Origin of the sequence: Pseudomonas sp. ADAK13 (genome assembly GCF_012935715.1) — a bacterium.
GTDB lineage: Bacteria > Pseudomonadota > Gammaproteobacteria > Pseudomonadales > Pseudomonadaceae > Aquipseudomonas.
In genome coordinates, this window is record NZ_CP052860.1 from 2,283,320 (window position 1) to 2,303,264 (window position 19,945).

The 19,945-nt window shown below is 50.9% G+C and carries 13 protein-coding genes; 4 read left to right on the plus strand and 9 right to left on the minus strand.

What is annotated here, in order from left to right:
• Positions 1-20: 20 nt before the first annotated feature.
• The 4 genes from HKK54_RS10655 to HKK54_RS10670 all read right to left on the minus strand — a co-directional run bounded on the left by HKK54_RS10655 (position 21) and on the right by HKK54_RS10670 (position 5,962).
• A complete protein-coding gene (locus HKK54_RS10655) occupies positions 21-326 on the minus strand; it encodes a hypothetical protein (protein WP_169386759.1) in 306 nt (101 codons plus the stop codon).
• Positions 327-820: 494 nt separating this feature from the next.
• On the minus strand, positions 821-1,426 hold the full coding sequence (locus tag HKK54_RS10660; RefSeq protein WP_122736360.1) for a helix-turn-helix domain-containing protein: 606 nt from the start codon (positions 1,424-1,426) through the stop codon (positions 821-823).
• Between the two features lie 706 nt (positions 1,427-2,132).
• Positions 2,133-4,043 (minus strand): UvrD-helicase domain-containing protein, encoded by a 1,911-nt coding sequence (locus HKK54_RS10665; RefSeq protein ID WP_169386760.1) that lies wholly within the window; start codon positions 4,041-4,043, stop codon positions 2,133-2,135.
• Entirely contained in the window at positions 4,040-5,962 is a 1,923-nt protein-coding gene (locus tag HKK54_RS10670; protein WP_169386761.1) for an ATP-dependent nuclease, read from the minus strand. Before HKK54_RS10670 ends, HKK54_RS10665 begins: the two co-directional genes overlap by 4 nt.
• 349 nt (positions 5,963-6,311) lie before the next feature.
• Between HKK54_RS10670 and HKK54_RS33565 the strand changes: the two genes are divergently transcribed.
• Positions 6,312-6,467, plus strand: a complete 156-nt coding sequence (locus HKK54_RS33565; protein WP_237151078.1) for an abortive infection family protein — start codon at positions 6,312-6,314, stop codon at positions 6,465-6,467.
• Between the two features lie 212 nt (positions 6,468-6,679).
• Here the strand turns inward: HKK54_RS33565 and HKK54_RS10680 are convergent, their stop codons facing one another.
• Both HKK54_RS10680 and HKK54_RS10685 read right to left on the minus strand, forming a co-directional pair.
• On the minus strand, positions 6,680-7,936 hold the full coding sequence (locus HKK54_RS10680) for a hypothetical protein (protein ID WP_169386762.1): 1,257 nt from the start codon (positions 7,934-7,936) through the stop codon (positions 6,680-6,682).
• A 359-nt stretch (positions 7,937-8,295) separates the two neighbouring features.
• Entirely contained in the window at positions 8,296-10,797 is a 2,502-nt protein-coding gene (locus tag HKK54_RS10685; protein ID WP_169386763.1) for a DEAD/DEAH box helicase, read from the minus strand.
• Between the two features lie 620 nt (positions 10,798-11,417).
• Between HKK54_RS10685 and HKK54_RS10690 the strand changes: the two genes are divergently transcribed.
• The 3 genes from HKK54_RS10690 to HKK54_RS10700 all read left to right on the plus strand — a co-directional run bounded on the left by HKK54_RS10690 (position 11,418) and on the right by HKK54_RS10700 (position 16,933).
• Positions 11,418-13,973, plus strand: a complete 2,556-nt coding sequence (locus tag HKK54_RS10690; RefSeq protein WP_169386764.1) for a tetratricopeptide repeat protein — start codon at positions 11,418-11,420, stop codon at positions 13,971-13,973.
• 486 nt (positions 13,974-14,459) lie between these two features.
• Positions 14,460-15,725 carry an abortive infection family protein gene (locus tag HKK54_RS10695; protein WP_169386765.1) on the plus strand — a complete coding sequence of 422 codons (1,266 nt, stop codon included), beginning with the start codon at positions 14,460-14,462 and terminating at the stop codon, positions 15,723-15,725.
• 287 nt (positions 15,726-16,012) lie between these two features.
• The gene (locus HKK54_RS10700; RefSeq protein ID WP_169386766.1) at positions 16,013-16,933 is read left to right on the plus strand and encodes a hypothetical protein; all 921 of its coding nucleotides are present in this window, start codon (positions 16,013-16,015) and stop codon (positions 16,931-16,933) included.
• Positions 16,934-17,003: 70 nt separating this feature from the next.
• Here the strand turns inward: HKK54_RS10700 and HKK54_RS10705 are convergent, their stop codons facing one another.
• The 3 genes from HKK54_RS10705 to HKK54_RS10715 form a co-directional block, all read right to left on the minus strand.
• A complete protein-coding gene (locus HKK54_RS10705) occupies positions 17,004-17,738 on the minus strand; it encodes a hypothetical protein (protein ID WP_169386767.1) in 735 nt (244 codons plus the stop codon).
• The gene (locus tag HKK54_RS10710) at positions 17,738-18,655 is read right to left on the minus strand and encodes an endonuclease/exonuclease/phosphatase family protein (RefSeq protein ID WP_169386768.1); all 918 of its coding nucleotides are present in this window, start codon (positions 18,653-18,655) and stop codon (positions 17,738-17,740) included. Before HKK54_RS10710 ends, HKK54_RS10705 begins: the two co-directional genes overlap by 1 nt.
• Before the next feature lie 310 nt (positions 18,656-18,965).
• Positions 18,966-19,715 (minus strand): hypothetical protein, encoded by a 750-nt coding sequence (locus tag HKK54_RS10715; RefSeq protein ID WP_169386769.1) that lies wholly within the window; start codon positions 19,713-19,715, stop codon positions 18,966-18,968.
• Between the last annotated feature and the right edge of the window lie 230 nt (positions 19,716-19,945).

A 19,945-nucleotide genomic window follows, 5' to 3' on the forward strand; every position in this document is an offset into this window, starting at 1 on the left:
GACCTGATCATGGGGGGCGGTCAGTGACTGTCACGGAAAAAGTCATCTTTAGCGGCCAGCCCGAAATCGTCTCCCGGCCTTTTAGGGCCAGTCTCAAACATGTGCGCTTTGCGTTTCTCCTGCTTGAGGTAAGCGAGGGTAGCTAAAAAACAGTTTTCGCAGAGATGCACCTCATAGCGTTCACCGTCGTGCAAGGCACCATAGCCCCAATGCGCATGGAGGTTCCCATACTCCAAGTTGCCGCTTCCTAGACGGGTAGAGCAATCGCATACGTCACAACGCACGTCGGTCACAGCTTCGACTTCTACACGACCTGTGATTTTCATCCCATCCAAGCCTCGGTTAACACATAACTCAAGTTTAGAGGTTCAAAGCTTGGCCGCTTTGCCATCGGTCAGTTCTTACAGAACCGCCCAGTCGCAATAGCTTGAGGGGCTGTGGGGGGGCAGATTGGAATGCACTCGGCTACAGCTGACGAGGATTTCATCAAATGGTATTAGCGCCAACGCTGAATTGACCCCCCTGCTGACGTGGGATTAGCCCACCCTCAAGTCAACACAAATCCAGTAAAAGTAGTGGTTGCGAGGGGGCTGCCCGGGTCAGTGATATCTCGGCAACTGGATCAATTCGGCGCTGGCGCCAACACTTCTGGTCGCCTGATGGTTGGCTAACCCTGGGGGGACTTGTCTGTTGTGTCCATTGCGGTCCAGCGGGCCACGTTTTCGTGCCGCGACTCGAGCCAGGCCTAGCAACCGACCTGACTCTGCATTTCGAGATTCAGTCTTAAGCGGTTCACTACCTTAGTGTACTGGCACAAGATCTATATCCCCAGAATCGTGTAGACATTATGCCGTTGCCTTGCATCCGATCCCTCCAACGTGATGCGCACCAAGGTATGGCTGTAAAGGATGTCGAGTGCCGGTCGAATATGAGCCCTTTGGCAACCCAAATATCCCAACATCGTCTCGTAGTTTATTGGGATGGACTCCGATCCGTTAGGACGCAGCGAGATCAACAGAAGGTAGATTTTCAAAGCTGTCAGTGGAATAGCACCCCGATTCAGAATTTCGGGCAACTGCTTACGGATACGCTCGTAAGGAATCTTTCCCCAGCCCTCATCTTTCCTCGTTGACGTCAGTTCGTACTCATAAATGTGTGCGGTTTTGTCCACCTTGACCATCCCGCGCTCAACGAGTACTTGAAGGCCACGTATGACCATTGGCCTTGATAGGCCGGTCAGAGCTTCCAGGTCTGAGATAGACAATTTTGCTTTTTGCGAGTGAAAGTCGATCGAGGTTGAAATTGCCAGGAAGCATTTCAATGCAGCGATGTTTAACCCCGCGCTTTTTCCACCACCAAATTTGATTAGCCCTATCTGCGGATCCCTAATCCACCAGGTAGGGCACTTGCTGAAACGGATTGCCATTAATCATCTCCTTTTGAAATCGCGCGGCAAAGCTGACGGACGCACTCGGCTACAACTAGGAGGGCAACCACAGAAATAACAGTTACTAAAACCAACGGATTAGCATTGGAAATTGCAGAAATAAACGAAACAAAGGTATTCATCGCAGCACCTATTCATCGAGAGTGTCAGCGCAGGCTACGACAATATTCTACGTCTATCTAGAAGGAGTGTTTTTTGTTATTTATAAAATATATGTATTTTTTCTATGAAAATCAGTACCTTACGTAAGATGTTTTTGGTAAATGAGTTGCGCATAGTAGTAAATGAGAAGCCAAAAAATGCACAAAATCGGTAAATGAAAATTGATGGCCGTTGGTCTGAAAGTAAATGGGAAGGGCATTTTTTATAAACATGGATGCACTGAGCATGTCTAGCATTGGGTGATCCCGTCCTTGGGGTGTTTCCGTTGCTACGCTGCGGGCCGGGCTTTCGTGCTGATTATCGAGCCAGGTCAAACAGCCGCCCCGTCTCACCCACTCGGCCTCAATCCCTAACACCATTCGGGCGGGCTAATACGAGTAATGTGTCGCGTTCCTCCGCCATTGAAGCGTTGCAGCTGTACATCGTGCTGATGACGGTCTCGATCAGTTCTGGACGATGAAGTGCTAATGGCTCAACGCCTGTCAGGAAGCTCTCGTTCTCGAAGGCTGCACTCCTTGTCCTGCTACAGCAAATGGGTGATGGCCCACCCTTGATCGGCCAATGCCGTTTTACACTCGTCCGAAACCCGTTCTGCGTTGACTGCCAAGCATAGAAAGCTGGTAGGTCGCGACATACCGACATACAGGTTTCGAAATTGAGAAAGCTGAGTCTCAGGCATTTTCCCGGAGCGAGTGCCAATCCCAGCGATGATGGGCAATGCTAGCTCCAGGTCGAAGCGACGACTTGGATGGCCTAGTGACTCCATGACGAGGGTCGCCAGATGCGTTTCGCCTTTCATCGAGGCGAGGGTACCGATATGAATACCTAAGCTGCGACCATTTTTTTCGATAGAGCACATGGACCGGTGGGCTCCTTGAATAGCCATGGCCTCTGATCGCTCAAAAACCGGGAGCGCGGCGAATATCTGTGGCGTCATGTGATTAGGTAGCAACGGACGCAGTCTGACGTATAAAGAATTCACGATACGGATACGCCTAGCTTCATCCGCATCGCTCACGTTTGCCATGCACAGATCACGAATCAGTAGCCGGAAGGCTGAAACATCTCCATCAGCATCACGGAGTTTTCGAATTAGCTGATGATCGGTTTTTAAGCCTTCGACAATCTCTGCCTTGGCCGCGCGCAGTACCAGAAACAATGCTCTGCGGATCTCCTCAAATCTTAATGAAAATGATGCGTTTACAGCAGGCTTGGCTCCCCCGAGAAGCGCCCAGATTCGCACAAGCTTGAGTCCGGGTGATTGGTCGCCACCCGAGGCCGGCCAGTAGTCTAAGAGGGTACGGCCTGCTAACTGTTTTATGGCATCTCCCTGTTTGCGAGCGCAAAGGGCTTTGACTTTTCCACTGGTCAGATCGGTATCGCTGAACCGGTCTAGTACATGATCTCCAAAGGTCGAAATCACATCCTTTATTCGCCCTGTGCTGTAGACGATCAGCATGGACGCGTGGCGGTCTACGGCCTCTCCAGTAACAGCGGTACCTGCCAGCTGTGTTCTAGACACAGACTTAGCGATGTGGGGACCAAAGCGCTTGCTGGAGGAGATAGAAAGTACGTCGCCTCGGGGGAAAGTCAGGTTTTCCGCGCCTTCCGAGCTTCCAAGGATTCGTTGGTTGATGTCGCCGAAGCGCTGAACGATAACGGTCTCATCGAACATCAGTTTCAACAAACGCTCTTGCTCCCAGGACGTGTCCTGCATTTCGTCGATAAAGACGATAGGGAATCTTCGGGATAGCTGGGTACGAACCTTAGGGAAAAGGGTCAGCAAACGTTCTGCGTACGCGAACATGTCCGCGTGCCGGAAAACCCCTTCAGCAACGAGCTTTTCTTTGATACCGACGATTGCCGGAAGGGTTTTCGCGCCTGGTTTAGGGAGCGAGCCAAACTCGCTGGCGAGGTCCAGAGAGGCACCTTTGTACACCAGCCCCTCTAGCATGGGCGCCACGCTTGCATTATTTTGCATATAAAGCTTCAAACCAAAGCTAGCTTGGGCTAACGCCAATGCTCGCCGAGCAAAGATATCGTTGTCGATCACATCGACAGTCATTCCATTGCTTCGCAGGTAGGGTAGAGCCAGAAACTGATTCACCATGGCGTGAATCGTCCCGATGAAGTGGGGATGCGAGAGCAGGCGACTCCCGTCATGGCTTGTACCTAACCGGTGTTGAATCTCATCCCGTGCGACATTGGTATGACTGAGCACACAAACGCCCGCGCGAGTTGAGGTCCATTTGCGGCTCAGCATCAGGAGCTTCGCAGCTAGTACCGTGGTCTTGCCGCTGCCTGGTGCCGCGTTAATGTCTCGAGACTGGTTCTCCAGCAATACGGCACGCCGCTCTTGATCATCGAAGTTTAAGTCGGGTGTCAGTTCACTTAGAGCCGCAAGATCGGCAGCATCGATCACAGGAACTGTCATGGCTCAGCCCTACCAGTCAGATGCCGTAATGCCTGCTGTAGGTAAGGCGGCAGCTTGTTGAACAGCTCATCGCCTTTTCCATAGTCGCCTGTTGAGATCAGGTGAGCAGCGTATTGAGCGGTGATCGCTTTTGATGCCTCTTTTTCAACGAGCGGCTGGTAGATGAGTGACGCCAGTTCCACTGGCGAATGGCCGGCGTTCGAGAGTTCTTTCCAACGCTCGCCTGCCTCGAGAATGGTCTTCTTCTCATCGTCCTCCGTCAGCCGTTCACCCCTCGAATCTGCCTTCTTCGCCAGGTGAATTGCGTCATGCATCAACTGGGCACATCCATGAAGGGCGAGATCGAATTCCAGCGTCCAGTTGTTGGATACGCAGACAATTGTGCTGCCACCTTGGGCGCGGTCGACCTTCGCTTTGACTAGTACGTCGACTTCCTCTGGCGTGTAGTCTTTTTCGAATCGTTTACGGTTGTTCTTGGGAGGAGATATGTATGTGGCCTCATTGGGAACGATGTCACGATCCGTGATGCAGGCGACAGGAATGGGAATCGCCGAGCCATCAATCGGCTGTAGGATTCGCGCGTAGTGATAAAGCCCAACTCCGCCGACGTTAACGCAAGAAATGCCGTGTTCGTTGAACGAGTATCCTGAAGCTGCAGCCAAAGCGGGCAGTAGCAACGCTTCTGCTGGCCCTTCCACGATCGCAACGCCCCGAGCGAAGAACAGATTCGCTTTGGTGGCATCGATAAAGCGCCTCAAAAACTCGTAATCGCTTTTTAGCAGTTTGGTCTTCCCGTGAGCCAGGCTGAATAGGTGGGCACGGTTTACCAAGGTCAGGCTTGCGATGTCCGCACCCGCCGCCAGAGATGGGCTGTGAGTAGTCATGATGATCTGAACAGCGCGGCTATCTGGCTCCGCTGCCTTGGAGGTGCGTTCGAGCAGCTGTTGAACGCGCTCCTGCAGTTGCGGATGGAGATGGGCCTCGGGTTCCTCGATCAGAAGCAATCCGAGTTCATCACCGTCCCGCAGCAGAACAAGCTCGGTCGCCATGAACAGAGCGTTGTTATAGCCGAGTCCGCGAATGCACCGCTCACCTGGGTCTATGGTGGAGGATGGCAGCAGCGCTAATTCGAAGCGCTCCAGAATGGGCTGCAGGCCCAGCTCCGGAGCGATCTGGATACGTGAGGACAGCGCATCGCCGGCGAACGCGAACTTGTTCAGGTAGTTGTCGTTGATGTCGTCCTGGACATCTCTGATGACCTGATGCCCGCCCAAGTGGTGCTGAGCAAACGCCATCAGCCCTACCAGGTTGCTGGGGACGGTAGCTGGGGCCGCTAGGTCGAAGTCATTTTGCTCTTGGCCATCAATGCGTTTATGGGCGCCCAAAATTTGAGACAGTCGAGACTGGCGACCAGGGCGCAACTCGGCTTCGGCATCTCGAAGGGGGCGCAAGTAGGTGGCCCGTATGAGCTCGCGAACCGCCGTGCCGATCTCTGGCCCCGTGCCGTTCGGGCCCGAGCAGGTGATTGCCTCGACCCGTCCACGCTTGTTGGCCTTCGGTGGTATCCAACGCGCATACACATGGACGATCAAGCTATGAGACCCGTCTGCTTCGTGGGTCATCCATTCGAGAACGGAAGCTTCTTGCGCGGGGTCCAGGTCCACAAGGGTAGCCTCGATGAACAGGGAGCGGGCTCGTGTTGTGCCCCTGATGTGAAAGTCAGTTTCGAAGAGGCGAATGAACTCGTAGCTGGTTGTCCACAGAACGTAGCGGATCGCGTCGATTACAGAGGTTTTGCCGGAGTCGTTTTCCCCGACAAGGATGTTCAGTCCTGGGGCAAGCTCCCAATCAAGTGATGGGGCAACCGTACCGTCGCCAAACGCACGAAAATTTGACGCCCTTATCCGCTTCAAATGCATCTTGCTTCTCCGTCCTGTTGGAAAGCCTGTCCCAAATGGCGTAAGGCAGTCCGTGCGCTCTATTGGTGTGATTGGCTTTTATCACGGGAGAAAGCGGGTCGGAAGGGTAATTTAGTGGCTGGAAGCCATTAATGAGAGTGGAATGAGGACTCCATGAACATTTGGATGCTCATTCCATGAATACTTGGACACTCATTTCACGGCCACTTGGACAGTGACTTTCCACTGATCCTATCCAAGCCAAAGCATTGCAGCCGGTCCCCGACGGAGTCAGTGAAGCAGCTAAGCGCGCTGAAAACATCAAGATATCCTCCTCAACCTCACTCGGTTGACTAGCAATCTCACGCAGTTGAGAGGTTTTTACGGTACCGGACATGGCAAGGACGGCCAACATCGCGGGCTGCAGCCCAGGCATGCTCGGCTTGCGGTTGCCGCAGCAGTGGCATTTATCGATTTCGTATCGGAAACGCATCGATACCGAGAAGCTTCCGAGCCGCAGAGGTAAAGAGCTTGGCAGATCAGTTGTTTGATAGACCCGATGGGCATAGCGTCAACCGGTTCGCTTCCAGCCAGACGCTTCTAGATACCCCTATCAACAAGCTGCGGGTTGGCGCCCTCTGGGCCGAGAAAAATTTAATGCGGTGTCCGAAATTAGTTGACCATTACAAGTCTTCTCGATTTCGGGTGTTGCGGAGCTTGCTTAATATTCGTCGAGATTTAGAAAATAATATCTGTTCCGCTGCATTGTATAAGTTCCTCGGCGATTTTTAAAAGTAATCGGACCTCATGTATTAGTATTTTCTCCTCTCCTGAAAATGGAGTAAATCGAGATTTTTCTCCCTCCTTGTTATGAACTAAAGCGTTCCGTATGCTATAAATTCTGTTGCTTGTGTTCGGGAAGATTTGATTGCTCGAAAGTCCGATGCAATAGGTCTTTCCAAAAATATCACGTTCTTTCGTATAGACGGCGCCTGTAGCGGCCTCGTATACCTCAATCCATTCCTTTAGGCCTTCCTCACTTATATATTTTTCTAGTACCGTTTTTAACATGGTTTGCTCATTCATTTTCATATCAAATGTTCGGATCAGTCTTGCAAGTGACCTGAGCTTGGCAGGCTTGGTATGTGAGAAGTCAGGTAGCAGTAAGTGGTCTTTAATTTTTTTGTGCAAAATCGATTCGGATACTGAGGTGTAAAAGTATTCAACTATTTTATAGAGAGCTAAGTAGGATAGTATAGGACTTTCAGAACCTAGTGCCATTTGATAATACGCCACTAGATCGCTATTATAAATCTGAAGCGGGAATTGAACTTCTTCAGATCGTTTTTTTAAGGAGAACATAAACGATCGCTCCCAAGATTTAAGGAACAAGAGACTTACGCCGTGCCCGTAAGAGACATTATAGAGTCCCGACTCCGCTATATTTTTTAGCTGGTCGACCTTTTTGCCAATAGCGTGATCCTTAGGAGTAGATACTTTTATTGATAGAAATTTATGAAATAAATCTCTCAGGTTCAAGTTTTGTCGGCCATATATGCCGCCGGCAGATGTTCGAGCTCGAATCGCTTCTAGAACATCCTTATCTAAGGTTTCTACGTCGAACAGGCTCAAGATGAAGTTTGATGACGCAGGGCTTATTTCTAATTCAAATTCCGATTGCTCATTCTGCAAGTATATACTTCTAAACTCGCGAGAAAACAAAAATGCGCTGGGCCCGCTCCCATGAATTTCAATAATATGTTCATAGTATCCTTCGTGATAAATACTAGTCCCGTAGAGCATAGGTCTTTTCTGCAAAAACTCTTTGTATAAGCTTATTTCTTCGGTTGTTATTATGACTGAGGAGCCTCGGAAGTTGAATCTGTAAGAGTTAATGTCTTCCGTGAGCTCAGCAGAGCTGATGCCAATACCGCGCAATATCGACAGGGCTTCTGCTTTGTTCGTATTGTTAGTACTTATGTTTGTTTTATCCATTGTATTGTTCTATTTCACTAGTTTGGTGTTTTTTTACAAAAATTAGGTTGGCCAATTTGAATTGGGTTTTCTAAATTTTTCTTGTATTAAGGCTGTACGCCATCCTACTGGAGCAAGGGGCGCAATAGCAGATGGAGACTATTTTCGGCCGAGGTGCTTTTCAATGAACCCTCTAAGCATCCCACGAGTCAATCTCGGCTTTGCCCCTTCCCCAGCCATGTGGTCCGAGGCCTACTAGCCGGCGATGATTGTAGCCGGACAACGACCGGCTTTCCGTAGCATAGCAGTCATCAGTAATGAGGTCCCACGGTGAAGGAAGGCCACGGGCCGCCCTTCAACAAGGGGACCTAGTTAAAGAGTTAACCTTCTACGAATGGCATCAGATACTCAGTAAGCTTGTCCGCCCGTATTGGCGACCGTTCAATCAGTTGCTGGCAGTGGCTTTCAAGCTCAATGTCGGTGAGTTGGGACTCGCACAGTTCCCGCAGCAGCACCCGTGCATCTGCCACCATTGCTGTCAGGCGGTCGAGCGTCAACGCATAGCTATCGTGAGCTACTGCGGCTACCGTTGCCTTATTGGTTGGATGAACGACAACTCGTACGCTGGTATATCCACCGTAGTTTTTGTCGAACCACTGCTGGGCAACTAGTAGTTGGCCGTGCTCTTCTTTGGTCAGCGCATTTTTTTCCAGCTTGCGGCTCTTGGCTTCCAAGATAAGTGCCGTTTTTGTGGGGAGGAGCCATAGCACATCTGGACCTTCGCCACCGTCGTCATGGCGTTCTGTCGACACACCAATTAACTCACCAAGATCTGCCAACGCCTGCTCGAACTGATTGGCGGATGCATTTGAATTGAGTTTCGAGACCACTTGCTCAAAGCGTTGAAGCAGACCACGGCGTATCCTGTATCCACGAAGTTGTGAAGCAATCGCAGCACCCTGCACACCTGGAATTGGCAGCGGTCGATAAGGTGGGCTGATTCGCGGCCTCAAAAGGTTACGGTTTGAGGCGAATGCTGACCGCTGCAACTCGTCGCTGCGATCATTTTGTCCCCAGTTGTTCGCGATACGGCCTGCCAGTTGGAAGAGCCAGCCACGTGTTTGTTCATCTGGTGCGTCCTGGCCATTTGCCGCTTGATCTAACTTTGCGATCGCTCTGTCGTGATATCCGTCGGCCCAATTGTTGAATGCCTTGCGCTCAGCAGCGGCCAGATCAAACCGCTTGGGATCGGGGGCATCTTGCGTGACGTTCTCTGCAAGGGTAGCAGCGTGATACTCGACCCAGCCAACATCCCTGTTGATACTCAAAGCGATTGTATTGGTTAGATCATTGACATCCTTAACTTCTTTGCTGACTGTCGAACCTATTTCGAGTTGTGCACGAGTCGCGCTCGTGAGCAGCTTGAAGTTTGCATCTTTGGCGATCCAACCTGCTAAATCTGAGCCGAGAAGTAGTACTACGCAGTGGTCACCTGCTCCGCGAGCTCCGCGTCCAATGCCCTGCTCTATACGTTGTGCAAGCATACGGCTGATGGTTGCACCTCCATACAGTGTGGCTGCTCGCAATAACTCATAGTCAGATGTGCCGGCCGGTAAACCTTCCATGACAAGAAGCCTGCACGAGTCTCCTGGCAGATCGATGCCATCGTATCGATTTGCGAATACAACGGGACCGGAGGTTTTCCGTGATTGCAATTCCTCGATCTTTTTCTCCACCTGAACCGAGCCCTCTGAGAACGTTGCCACGCTCTCCCAGGCCTTGGCTACATAATTCGAGTGCACAAGAACAACTGCGCCGAGGTTGTGATTTGCGACCTTCTGGAGTAAATCTTTCGCTACCAGGTGCGCGTTGAAATCGAACTTCATCAGGCTTGGAATTAAGATCATGCGTTCGCTGATGCCTGCGAGTGACCTTGACGTCAACGCGCTGTTGACGTGCCGTGGCTCGGCATCAAATGTACGCACTATTTCACTATCGTCCGCAATAGTGGCCGACATGTAGATGCGGCGAGGGGCATCCGCAAAGGTTGGGAAGCAGTTAACTAGCGGAAGCACAGTGGTAACTGTGAAAGCATTGCTGCTGATAAGCGCGTGACACAAGTGGAGATTGTCGCGCAATAGCGGCCAAGCGTAGGGGGTATCACCGCCGTCGTTGCGCAGTAGCCCGAGAACTGTATCGATCTGTTCGTGCCAAGCCCAATAAGGCACTTCGACTACGACATTACTTCTCCCCGAGACAGTGTCGTCGAAGGTCCCCAGTCGGTCTATTCCCTTAAATGCAGCTCGGAACAGCGTACAGAGGGCGTCGTACCTCTCTTTGTCATCCGCAGATGAAATTTCGAGGGTGAACGACTCGCGTACTACGGAAAACGCCACATGAGCATCATCTAGGATTACCGCTCCCGCTTTTACCGGCATTTTGCTGCCGCGGACTCCGAACTTACTGAAGCCATTGAACAGCGCTTTGTAAGAAGCCACCATTACTGCCTTGCCGTTTACGAAATCATCCGCCAAAGGCTGACCCGATACGTAAGGTACTGCGGCGATACCAAGCGATTGCGCTTTTTCCAAAGTCTGCTTGACCAGCTGTTTAGTCGGTGCCAGATAGAGCACCGGCTCTTTGAGCTCGTTCAGTGTTGACTGTGCAATTAGCAGTCCAACCAGAGTCTTTCCGCCACCGGTATGCAGCTTAACTACCGTATCCCGCTCGTCTTTGCGCTTGAACCATGCCTCCAAAACCTCTGCCTGGCTGGTGTATAAATCGTTGATGCCTTGAGGTTTGGGTAGACGTCTAAAAATTTCCAGAGGATCAATCGGTGCGGGTCGCTGAGACTGTGACCGGAGTTTGTTGAAATCCACCATCCTTGTTTCTCTCTCTGCCGTCATCGAGCTGCGAAGTAGATGATCGTATGGCCCTTCTGAGATTTGGAGCAACTGGTGAGTGAGCTAAATTGTTTCAGCAACGAGCCAAGAAACTGGCCGTCGCAGTCTCAGTCGTTTCGCGCGTCCACCATCTGCAGAACACGTTGAGGTTAGGTGATCGGCACTTTGAACGCGTGCCATGAATGAAAAGTGATTTATATCAATTGGTTATAATTCGGAAGCAGTTTGATTTTGGTTGGCTGGCAATCTGCTTTTCGTACCATTGCGACAGTTTTGGGGGGGTAAGTGCAGCCTTTAGAAGGATAAACGCTATCAGGGAGGTTGCACTGGCTGGTCTCGATAGATCGGCTTCCATTTGCGGAGGACGTTGGCGTTGATGCTGTGGCTGATGATCTAGGTGGATTCGGTAATCGCGTACGAAGCTAGAGGAAAAGGCAAACCATCGCTGGGTGCATGGCAGTTGGCCGTGGCGAGCGCGGCTTGCGTATGATGCCGAGCTAGCCCTCGCAAGGTCGAATTCTGCATTTCAAACCTTGCTTGCAGCTTCAGCAACGCGGGGCATCCACAGTCACGATTAGTCAGCTAAGGAACTCTACTCCATGGACTTGGATGAATTCATTTCATTACAACCAGCAGCCTTCAAGAAATTGATTGAAGATGGATATCTCGATCACCACGGCATCTGGATCGTCGATATATACAACGCACTGATAAAGAGTGCGAAGGAGCATCCAGCTCACGTCGAGCAACTCGCGGCTAGTGCTGTAGAGGCATACCTCAGCTCCGGGCTCCTTAACGAGGCCATTTTATACCTGGAGCTGCAGGTTCGCGCGCTGCTCACTCAGCACAAGTTCAAAGACGCAGTTGTGCTTGTCGAACGCATCGCTGATTTGGAAAGCGATGCCAGTGAAAGCACGGTTCTTGAGTTGGCTGATGACATCTTAGCTAGTGCAGACTCATATGGGGTTGGTGTCGATCAGCGGCCGCGAGTAATGGCGGAAGTCGCTCGCTTGCTTCAGCGCTATGGGCAGGAAGAAAAGGTGGTGGTTCTCTATCTAGAGGCCGCAAAAATCTACTCAGGGCATGGTGCTACCCAGCCGGCATATCGATGTGTGAATGACGCGGAGATTCTTGCTCATTCGCTCTGGTCGCTAGAGCTTATCGCACAGTGCTACGCCACCGCATTGATCGTCGCTTGCGAGGAGGGCGATTACCCATTTGGAGTTGGAGCAGGTGAGAAGGCCTTGAGTGTGTATCAAGAGCTTGCCGTTGAGCCGCCCCCGGAGTTGCTAGGAAATCTGGCAGTGGCGTACATGAATACTGGTAACGAAGAGAAGGCGATTGAGTATTGTGAAATCGCTTTGGCTAGCAGTCTTTGCACACTGGGATTGTCGGTTTTCATCCATGGAAATCTATCTATATGCTTGAGGCGCTGTGGCCGGCTAGCAGATGCTGAAGCAGTGCTTGCGCAGGCAGAGGCAGCTATTTCCCCGGAGGGGCAGAGCGTTGAGGTATTCCTCGAATTATGCCTGAGCGGTTCTAAACTGGCGGCAGAGAACAGCGATGCCCCCAAATTGGCTCGACGGCTCAGCGATGTAGCCCGGCACCTTGATGATGTTCTTTCAAATGTGCTCAGGTTGCACCATCGACGCGGGATCCGCACTCGCTACATCTGCCGAATTGAAAGTCTGATGCGGGATCTCCCAAGCAAAGGTAATGCAACGGACGTTTTGCTGCCCATGCTCGCAGTTCGGGGCAATGCCATGGGGGATTGGCTGACGATACTGAGCTGGGCGAGCAAAGTCGCTCAATCGCGGCCTGCATCGGATAGGCTGATTGAGAGGCTGAATAGGGTCCTGCTACAGATTCGTGCAGTTGGTGCCCCACACATCTATGGATTTCGGGAGAAGTGGGACGACGCATGGAATTCATACAACAGGGTTGAGTTGTGGGACGAGTTGTCAAACATTGCCGCAATGCTTCACTCCGAAGCGATTGGTCGCCCATTGGATCTTACAAGCGCCGAGAGTCAATCAGAGCTTTGCCGCTCTCGATTGAATGCCGGTCACTGCTTGATGATGATGACCTATGCAGGGGAAACCGTGCTCCTGTGGTACTTCATTGGTGGTGAGTACAAACGGGTGGAGTTACCGCTAGAGCTGATCAAGGAGTGGCATGTAGCGCAGCTAAAGTACGCGCAACAGTTCATTTCTCAGGGCCAATTCATGAGCGAGTTGAGTAGTCTTATCAACGCGATTGCTCCGGTGCTGGATCCTGTATTTGCAGAAGTTGCTGATGCTGGTTGCAAGTCCATCCGACTCATCGAGGACTGCTTTAACGACGTTCCGCTGATTGAATTCGCTCTTCGCAATTCCGAGCTATCCGTTCGAATGTCCGAAGGACATTTTGAGGTCAGGACGGTTCCGGCATTGACTGAGTGTTGTGAAGATGAAGGCCCTATTTCCTCAACGATTGCCATTGTTGATCCGCAGGAAGACCTTTTGCTTGCTTCGTTTGAAGCGAAGGCGTTCACGCAGTCGGCGGGTTTACCCCCGGCGGTTTCATTGGCTAAGGATGACGAGTCAAATCTTGAGGAAGTGCTTCAGGGATATGACGCGTTGGTGGTGTCTACCCACGGTCATTCGATTAAATTCTTCAGAGATGCCTACTTTGCGCAACTGGGCACCCCCGAGAATCCCCACCTCTTGAGCGTCAGCGCGCTTCAGGTTGCGGCTCCGATTCTCCAACTGCGATTGGTCTTGTTGAATACTTGCTTCTCCGGGACCAGATCGGCTCGCAACTTTCAGAAGAGCTTCCGTACAAGTGATTCTGTGGCTTTGCCCAATCTCTTTCTACTGAATCGGCGAGCCATTGCATTGGCCGGCAGCTGGAAATCCTCAGATACGGCGTGCTTTGTTCTTTCCTATCTGGTGGGCGAAAGTCTTAAGCTGGGATTCCCTCCCTCGGAAGCTCTGGCTAGAGCAATTGCCCGATTGCGAGCGAGTACGCGCGCGGCCGTGATTGAAATATTGGAATCGCAGCTATCGGGTAAGGAGCTGGAGAAAGCAATTAGGCGACTAGCTGGCGCGCCTGAAACCGGCATGTTCTCTCATCCCTACTTCACAGCAGGATTAACCATCCATGGCCTTATCTAAGGAAGTTTCTGGTTATCGCTGGCCTTCGATGATGGTGCTGGACACGCCGGTCCGGATGATGGCGCCGCAGCTAATTTGATCACCGACGCCCGCCACCAAAGTGCTGCCCACCGCTGACGATAGTGACGGTGCAGTGGAGTGGGTGTTGGTAACCAACTAGGAGGATGGGTTTCGATTCGTTTCATCACCGTCGACTGACACTCTGTTGGGAGGTAATCCGGCTGGCAGCGGAGGAAGTGGCGTCGCCGTCTCGGACAGGGTCTACATCTCGTAAGCGGGGTTATCTGAAGGGAAGGCACGCTTGCAGGTTCAGGGAATGAGGACCACAAGTAGGGAAAGGGCTGAAAACTGAAAGGCATGCGAATGGCCCCTGGTTTGCTGGGCATGCCTCGGGTTTAGCTTTTCACCGACCTATCTATTTTTTGATAGCAGATGGCCCTTCCTGCTAGCTACGATGACTCTCAGTTATCTGGATTGGGGGGCCGTATGGAGCAAACCGAAATTGAGCCGCTTTTGGCGACGGTATACGCGGTTCTCCGCGCAGAGGGTGCTGATGAAGCGGCGGAGGTAGTCCGCGGTCATCCTGCGAATGCGATACTGACAGGCAACGACAACTGGAATGGCGGAACCAACTATTGGGAAATCCACTTTATCATTCCTGCTTTGGAGTACGCCAAGCTTGGGGTCAAACGGGTCCAGCTCCAGGAAAGGATCACAACCGCGCTAAGGGCGGTAACTGAGCACGAGCAAAGCGACGCGTACTCAGCGCTGATCGTGCCTGCACGTGAGTATCAGGTGGATTGGCGTTCCGGGAAGTCTTCCAACCTACCGAAATCGGTGCGGCAAAACATCACGGATGGCCTACGTCTAGAGAACGTAAAGTGGTATGGCGAGCTCAATGATGTTGAGTTTCTGAGTCGCCTGTATGAGCTCGAAACCCTTCCTTCCACAGACAATCGCTACAAAGACGCCGTCGGCGACATTTGGCAACATCGCTATAACAACGATGACTGGGACGATGACTGGGTCTTCAGCGACTCCCGATTCAACCTCTTCGATGGGAGCGCTGAGGCATTTCTCCGGTTTCTCTGCGAAACGGTGCACCCCGTAGTTCGCCCCCAACGAGAAGAAGCGATTAAGCTCGTTGAGCATTTCAACGATCAACTCCAGAACGCCGGCTGGGAGTTGTACCAGGAGCAGCAAATCGCCGGCCGCCCGCGCTTTTCCTACCGGTTGATAAGCAGCGCTTCGACAGAAGCGAACGCAACCAGGTCGGTCATGCGAGCGAGAGTTGTTGTCGAGGCGCTGAGCGCCGGATGGATGGCGAAGCAAATTGAACGTCTGGAATATGCCGTAGATTCAGACCCCGAATTGGCGATCGGGACGGCCAAAGAACTGTTAGAAAGCTGCTGTAAGTCCATTCTCACGAAACGAGAAATTCCGTTCACTAAGGCCGATGACCTAGGCAATCTGACGAAGAAGGTTACCAAAGCATTGCAGCTGGTTCCCGACGGAGTCAGTGAAGCAGCTAAGGGCGCTGAAAACATCAAGAATATCCTCCGCAACCTCACTCAGTTGACCAGCAATCTCACGCAGTTGAGAGGTTTGTACGGTACCGGACATGGCAAGGACGGCCAACATCGCGGGCTGCAGCCCAGGCATGCTCGGCTTGCGGTTGCCGCAGCAGTGGCATTTATCGATTTCGTATCGGAAACGCATCGATACCGAGAAGCTTCCGAGCCGCAGAGGTGAAGAGCTTGGCAGAGCAGTCGTTTGAAGGACCCGATGGGCATTAGCCCCGACCGGCTCGCTTCCAGCCAGACGCTTCCAGATAAGCGAAGACGCTCCACTTCGTGTACTGGGGGGCCAACGCCCTCCGCTTCATGCGACTGTCGTATGGTCTCAAGTACTTGCCGTATCAGTGGCTCGCCAGTCTCGACCATCCCAATGAAGGTACGCTCCACACCGTCATGCTCCGATCAGTTGATGACGCATATAGGTTGCTGAGGCAAACAAAATCGTTGATTTGAGGAACTGCGATGGACGAAAGGATTTTGCAGCTGGTAGGTGACTCTCGGTTCGAGCGAGACCTGTACGAAGCGGCGATGTTTAATCTCGAAGACCACCGGAACAAACTGCGTTTTCATAATTTCGCCTTCGCTATGCGCGAGCTGGTGGGGCACACGCTTGCTCGCTTAGCCCCAGATGATGAGGTTCAGAAGTGCATATGGTGGAAAAAGAAGCCGGAAAATGTGGTCCATCAGGTCACAAGGGTTGAGCGATGCGTATATGCAACCCAGGGCGGGCTATCCAACCATTATGTGATGAAAAGGCTTGGGCTAGACTTCAGCAGGGAGTACGAAGACCTCCGAGACGCTGTGGTCCGATTGAGCGAGTACGTCCATATCACGCCACAAGTCTTTACGTTGGAAGATGACGATATTGACCGCTTGGCGGAAGAAACAATTGAAGCGGTGGCGGGACTGATGGCCTGCATTCAGGAATGCAGAGCGGCGGTAGGTGATCGTCTCTCGGAGGCGATTAGTGATGCTGCCGTTCATCAGGTTGTAGGGGAAAGCCTTGACGCTGTAGACGAGCTAGCCACGCACTACTACCTCGAAGATGTTTACGTCGACTCGCATGAGGTCACCCGCATTACCTCAGAAGCGGTTCATTTCAAGGTAAGCGGTACGCTCGACGTGACATTACAGTGGGGCTCGAACTCTGATCTCCGAAATGGGGATGGAGCGGAAATGGACGAATCGTTCAATTTCACTTGCGAATTAACCTGCGAAACGCCAAACCCCGACTCTAACGGACTAGAGTTCGTTGACAACTCCCTGATGGTAGACATAGGGGGCTGGCACGATCGTGAGGATGAATGGGGCGACCAGCTGGAAGATGATGCTCCTGAAGACCAACTTCTGCCTATCATGGAAGACCCTCGGACTAACTTTTAGCTCCAATCATTCAGCTTCGTTACCCCTTACCCGGAGCTGCAACAACATGTATATCGCACTCTACAAATGTTTAAGCCTCTGCACGTCGCCCATCTATAATCTCTTCAGCAGGGGACAAGCCTACATATTCCAGCTTATATGAGCCATTAAACGGACTGTTGACAGTAAAATTCTTAATATAAGATTTTTTAGTATTTGATCTTTTTCGAATGTTGCCTTTTTTACTGGCGTCGACTAACCTTTGAGAAGGTTTCGTAGTTGCTGGTTTGGCAGAAAATTTTATGTTGTCTTTAACTGAAAGTTCCTTTGGCTTCGACGCTTGATTAACAGGCTTGGTATTTGCTCGGGAAGTACGTACTGGGGCAGATTTTGCTTTTGATTTAGTGTGCTTCAGCAGAGTTAGCCCTACAGTTGGAGATTCAAGTAGTTCCCCAAGAGCTACTTTTAGCTGATCGATAGAATCAATTATTACCTGTGTATCATCGTAAATAATAGAAAACGAAAAATCAGAATCCGTTTGATGCCAGTCCGCGATTCGATCTATTTTTTTGCTGTCAGATGAATATAAGAATATAGATCCATTTTTTCTCGTGGTAACTTTATGATCCTTCGTGTGATTTATAAGGCTCGCGGGGTCTTTGGCTTTAAGATTGTTCGGGCCTTTGATTATTTGAACTTTATTTTTTGTAAAATTTTTAATCGCTAAATTAAGCTCGTCGAATATATCTTGGACTTGTTGTTGGTTTTTGTCATAACTTTTGGCAGCTTGGATGCCTTTTTTTAAAGATTCTGCAAGCTTAGACATTAGGTCCTCCTGATTTGGCTGATAACCGGGAAGTGATCTGAAACTCTTTTCCGCCAGTCCTTGAACCGAGCATCTAATGATGGTTCAGAACAGATTCTAGTTTTAGATTCGATCAAATGCCAGCCTCTGTTACCGATGAATTCGCTGGAAAATAGTATCTGATCAAAGGTTTTCCAGTAAGTCATTTCTTTTTTTTCCTTGTACAAGCAAGTACCCCCAACGCGGTTCCACGTATCCTTGCTCTCATAATCGTATGGAGAATGGGACCCCAGTGTCCGCCAAAATGGATTGTAAAGAACTGTAGGGTGATCTCGCACAAGGCTTTTATCACGAGAAGAGACAAGCTCCATGTTGATTGAGTCGTCAAATGGTTCGTCATTGAAGTCCCCCATCAAAATTATGTGAGGAGACTGTTTTTCTTGAAAGACTGTGTTAAGTGCAACGCGCAGCAGACTACCAAGTTTTCTTCTATGCTTAGCTCTCATGGATAACTGACTTTGCCAGTGAGATAAAAATAGAAAAAATTCATCGTTGTTGATTTCTAGGGTTACTCTAATTCCGATTTTGTAATAGGTGCCAACCTCATCCCGGCAGTACTTGAGTTCTAGTTTTTCTTTGTATTCAATTTTTTTTGAGTTAATAATTAAGCAATAATCGTCGATGCGTGCTTCAGTCTTGTTATAGAGAGGAATTACCTTGAAGTGATCAAGCTTTGCAGCTATCAGATAAAGTTTTATTTGCTCAATATCAATTAAATCTACCTCGCACAGGCCGAGCAGGTCGACGTTTTCAGTGGCTATTAAATGCTCAATTATGCGCAGGTATAATCCTGATCCCTTTTTGTCGAATTTATCTTTTTTTGTCTTAGTTATAGGAGGGGAAAGACTAGTGTTCCACCATCCAATATTAATATCCATATTCGAACCTAATTTTAAGAAATCGAAATCGTTACTCGTAATACCCGCGATCCTCCGCCTGTCTGCGGCGTGCCTCATGGTATTCGCTCAAGATCCCACTGTAATTGGTCATAAGGTGTTAGTAGCTGTGGTAGCCTTGATCAAAGCTCCATACCCGGTTGGCATACCCAAAGTGAAAACGGTCGAATAGTCTGCGTCAGTCAGGTCGTGTAGTGGTAGCAATAAGTCTCTTTCCCATGTGAACGGTGGATCTGGGTTTGAATAGTATGCTCCACTGCCAGCGTGCTTCTGCAATAAATCCCGTCATGCGTCAACTGAGTTCGACCTCAACCAAATAAGTAGGCACTACCTTTTTATTCATGGCCGTACTGAAGTCGCTAACGCGCATTTCACCAACTTGGACTTGGCGTACACGACGAAGCTTCGCTCCGCTTGCGAAGACGACTTCTTTTTCGTGGCCATGCTCGCCCTCGCGACTGTAAGCATAAGCCTTGGTCTGAGGCCGGGTGACTTGCACCACCATCAGATCGATCCGGCCCGATTCGTAGGCCTTGCCATCCCATTCGGCATTTCTGAGAGCAACCTGAGGGCAGAATGATGTGGAAAACGGTCTCGTCGTAGTGAGGGTCTGACTGTCGCTCGACCAAACACCCCCATGAAACAAGAACTGGCCGTCTGCCATCTCAACGCCGTTAGCCTTAATCGCCTCGTCAGCAGGGACCCAATCGCGTTCAGTGAAGGAGCCTTGGTATGAGCTAAGTGCTTCGGGCTCGTCCGTTGGCATCAGGTTCCGCAAAGCTTGGTACTGAGCACTTGAATCCAGGGCGTATTCAACATGACGCTCAAGCCCAGTATCTGCGCCCTGTTTCAGCATGCGGGTAGCTGCTTGAATAGGGGTCGACACCAACTCAACAAGCTTGTCGTTGACCTCGGTAGCCTGACTGATGTGCACGCCCTTGTTTTCAACAAGGTCCATTGCCTCCTCAATACTGGTCCTGCGCCTGGTCCAAACCTCGTACGGCGGAGCGAATGCATCGATAAGTCCTGCTTTCCTTTCCATGTGCTTTCTCCTGCTTTGACGATGCTGGCTGCTGAGATGGCCGTTTGAGTAAAAACGGCCGAGAATGATTTACCACAGCTGCACAGCACCAGCCACTCCAAAAGGCTTTATTCGGGCTGCCCGCTTTCGCCCCTAAGTCAATATATGTACGGCAGGGAAGACGTCAAGCTGGTTGAAGCGGTGACGGCCACCGGCCGCAAGAAGCTGATCATGGGGCTCTATGAATCGAT

Bases quoted from the DNA above. Each gene is read 5' to 3' on its own strand.
- HKK54_RS10655 (WP_169386759.1), bottom strand. From the start codon at position 326: ATGAAAATCACAGGTCGTGTAGAAGTCGAAGCTGTGACCGACGTGCGT.
- HKK54_RS10660 (WP_122736360.1), bottom strand. From the start codon at position 1,426: ATGGCAATCCGTTTCAGCAAGTGCCCTACCTGGTGGATTAGGGATCCG.
- HKK54_RS10665 (WP_169386760.1), bottom strand. From the start codon at position 4,043: ATGACAGTTCCTGTGATCGATGCTGCCGATCTTGCGGCTCTAAGTGAA.
- HKK54_RS10670 (WP_169386761.1), bottom strand. From the start codon at position 5,962: ATGCATTTGAAGCGGATAAGGGCGTCAAATTTTCGTGCGTTTGGCGAC.
- HKK54_RS10680 (WP_169386762.1), bottom strand. From the start codon at position 7,936: ATGGATAAAACAAACATAAGTACTAACAATACGAACAAAGCAGAAGCC.
- HKK54_RS10685 (WP_169386763.1), bottom strand. From the start codon at position 10,797: ATGGTGGATTTCAACAAACTCCGGTCACAGTCTCAGCGACCCGCACCG.
- HKK54_RS10690 (WP_169386764.1), top strand. From the start codon at position 11,418: ATGGACTTGGATGAATTCATTTCATTACAACCAGCAGCCTTCAAGAAA.
- HKK54_RS10695 (WP_169386765.1), top strand. From the start codon at position 14,460: ATGGAGCAAACCGAAATTGAGCCGCTTTTGGCGACGGTATACGCGGTT.
- HKK54_RS10700 (WP_169386766.1), top strand. From the start codon at position 16,013: ATGGACGAAAGGATTTTGCAGCTGGTAGGTGACTCTCGGTTCGAGCGA.
- HKK54_RS10705 (WP_169386767.1), bottom strand. From the start codon at position 17,738: ATGTCTAAGCTTGCAGAATCTTTAAAAAAAGGCATCCAAGCTGCCAAA.
- HKK54_RS10710 (WP_169386768.1), bottom strand. From the start codon at position 18,655: ATGGATATTAATATTGGATGGTGGAACACTAGTCTTTCCCCTCCTATA.
- HKK54_RS10715 (WP_169386769.1), bottom strand. From the start codon at position 19,715: ATGGAAAGGAAAGCAGGACTTATCGATGCATTCGCTCCGCCGTACGAG.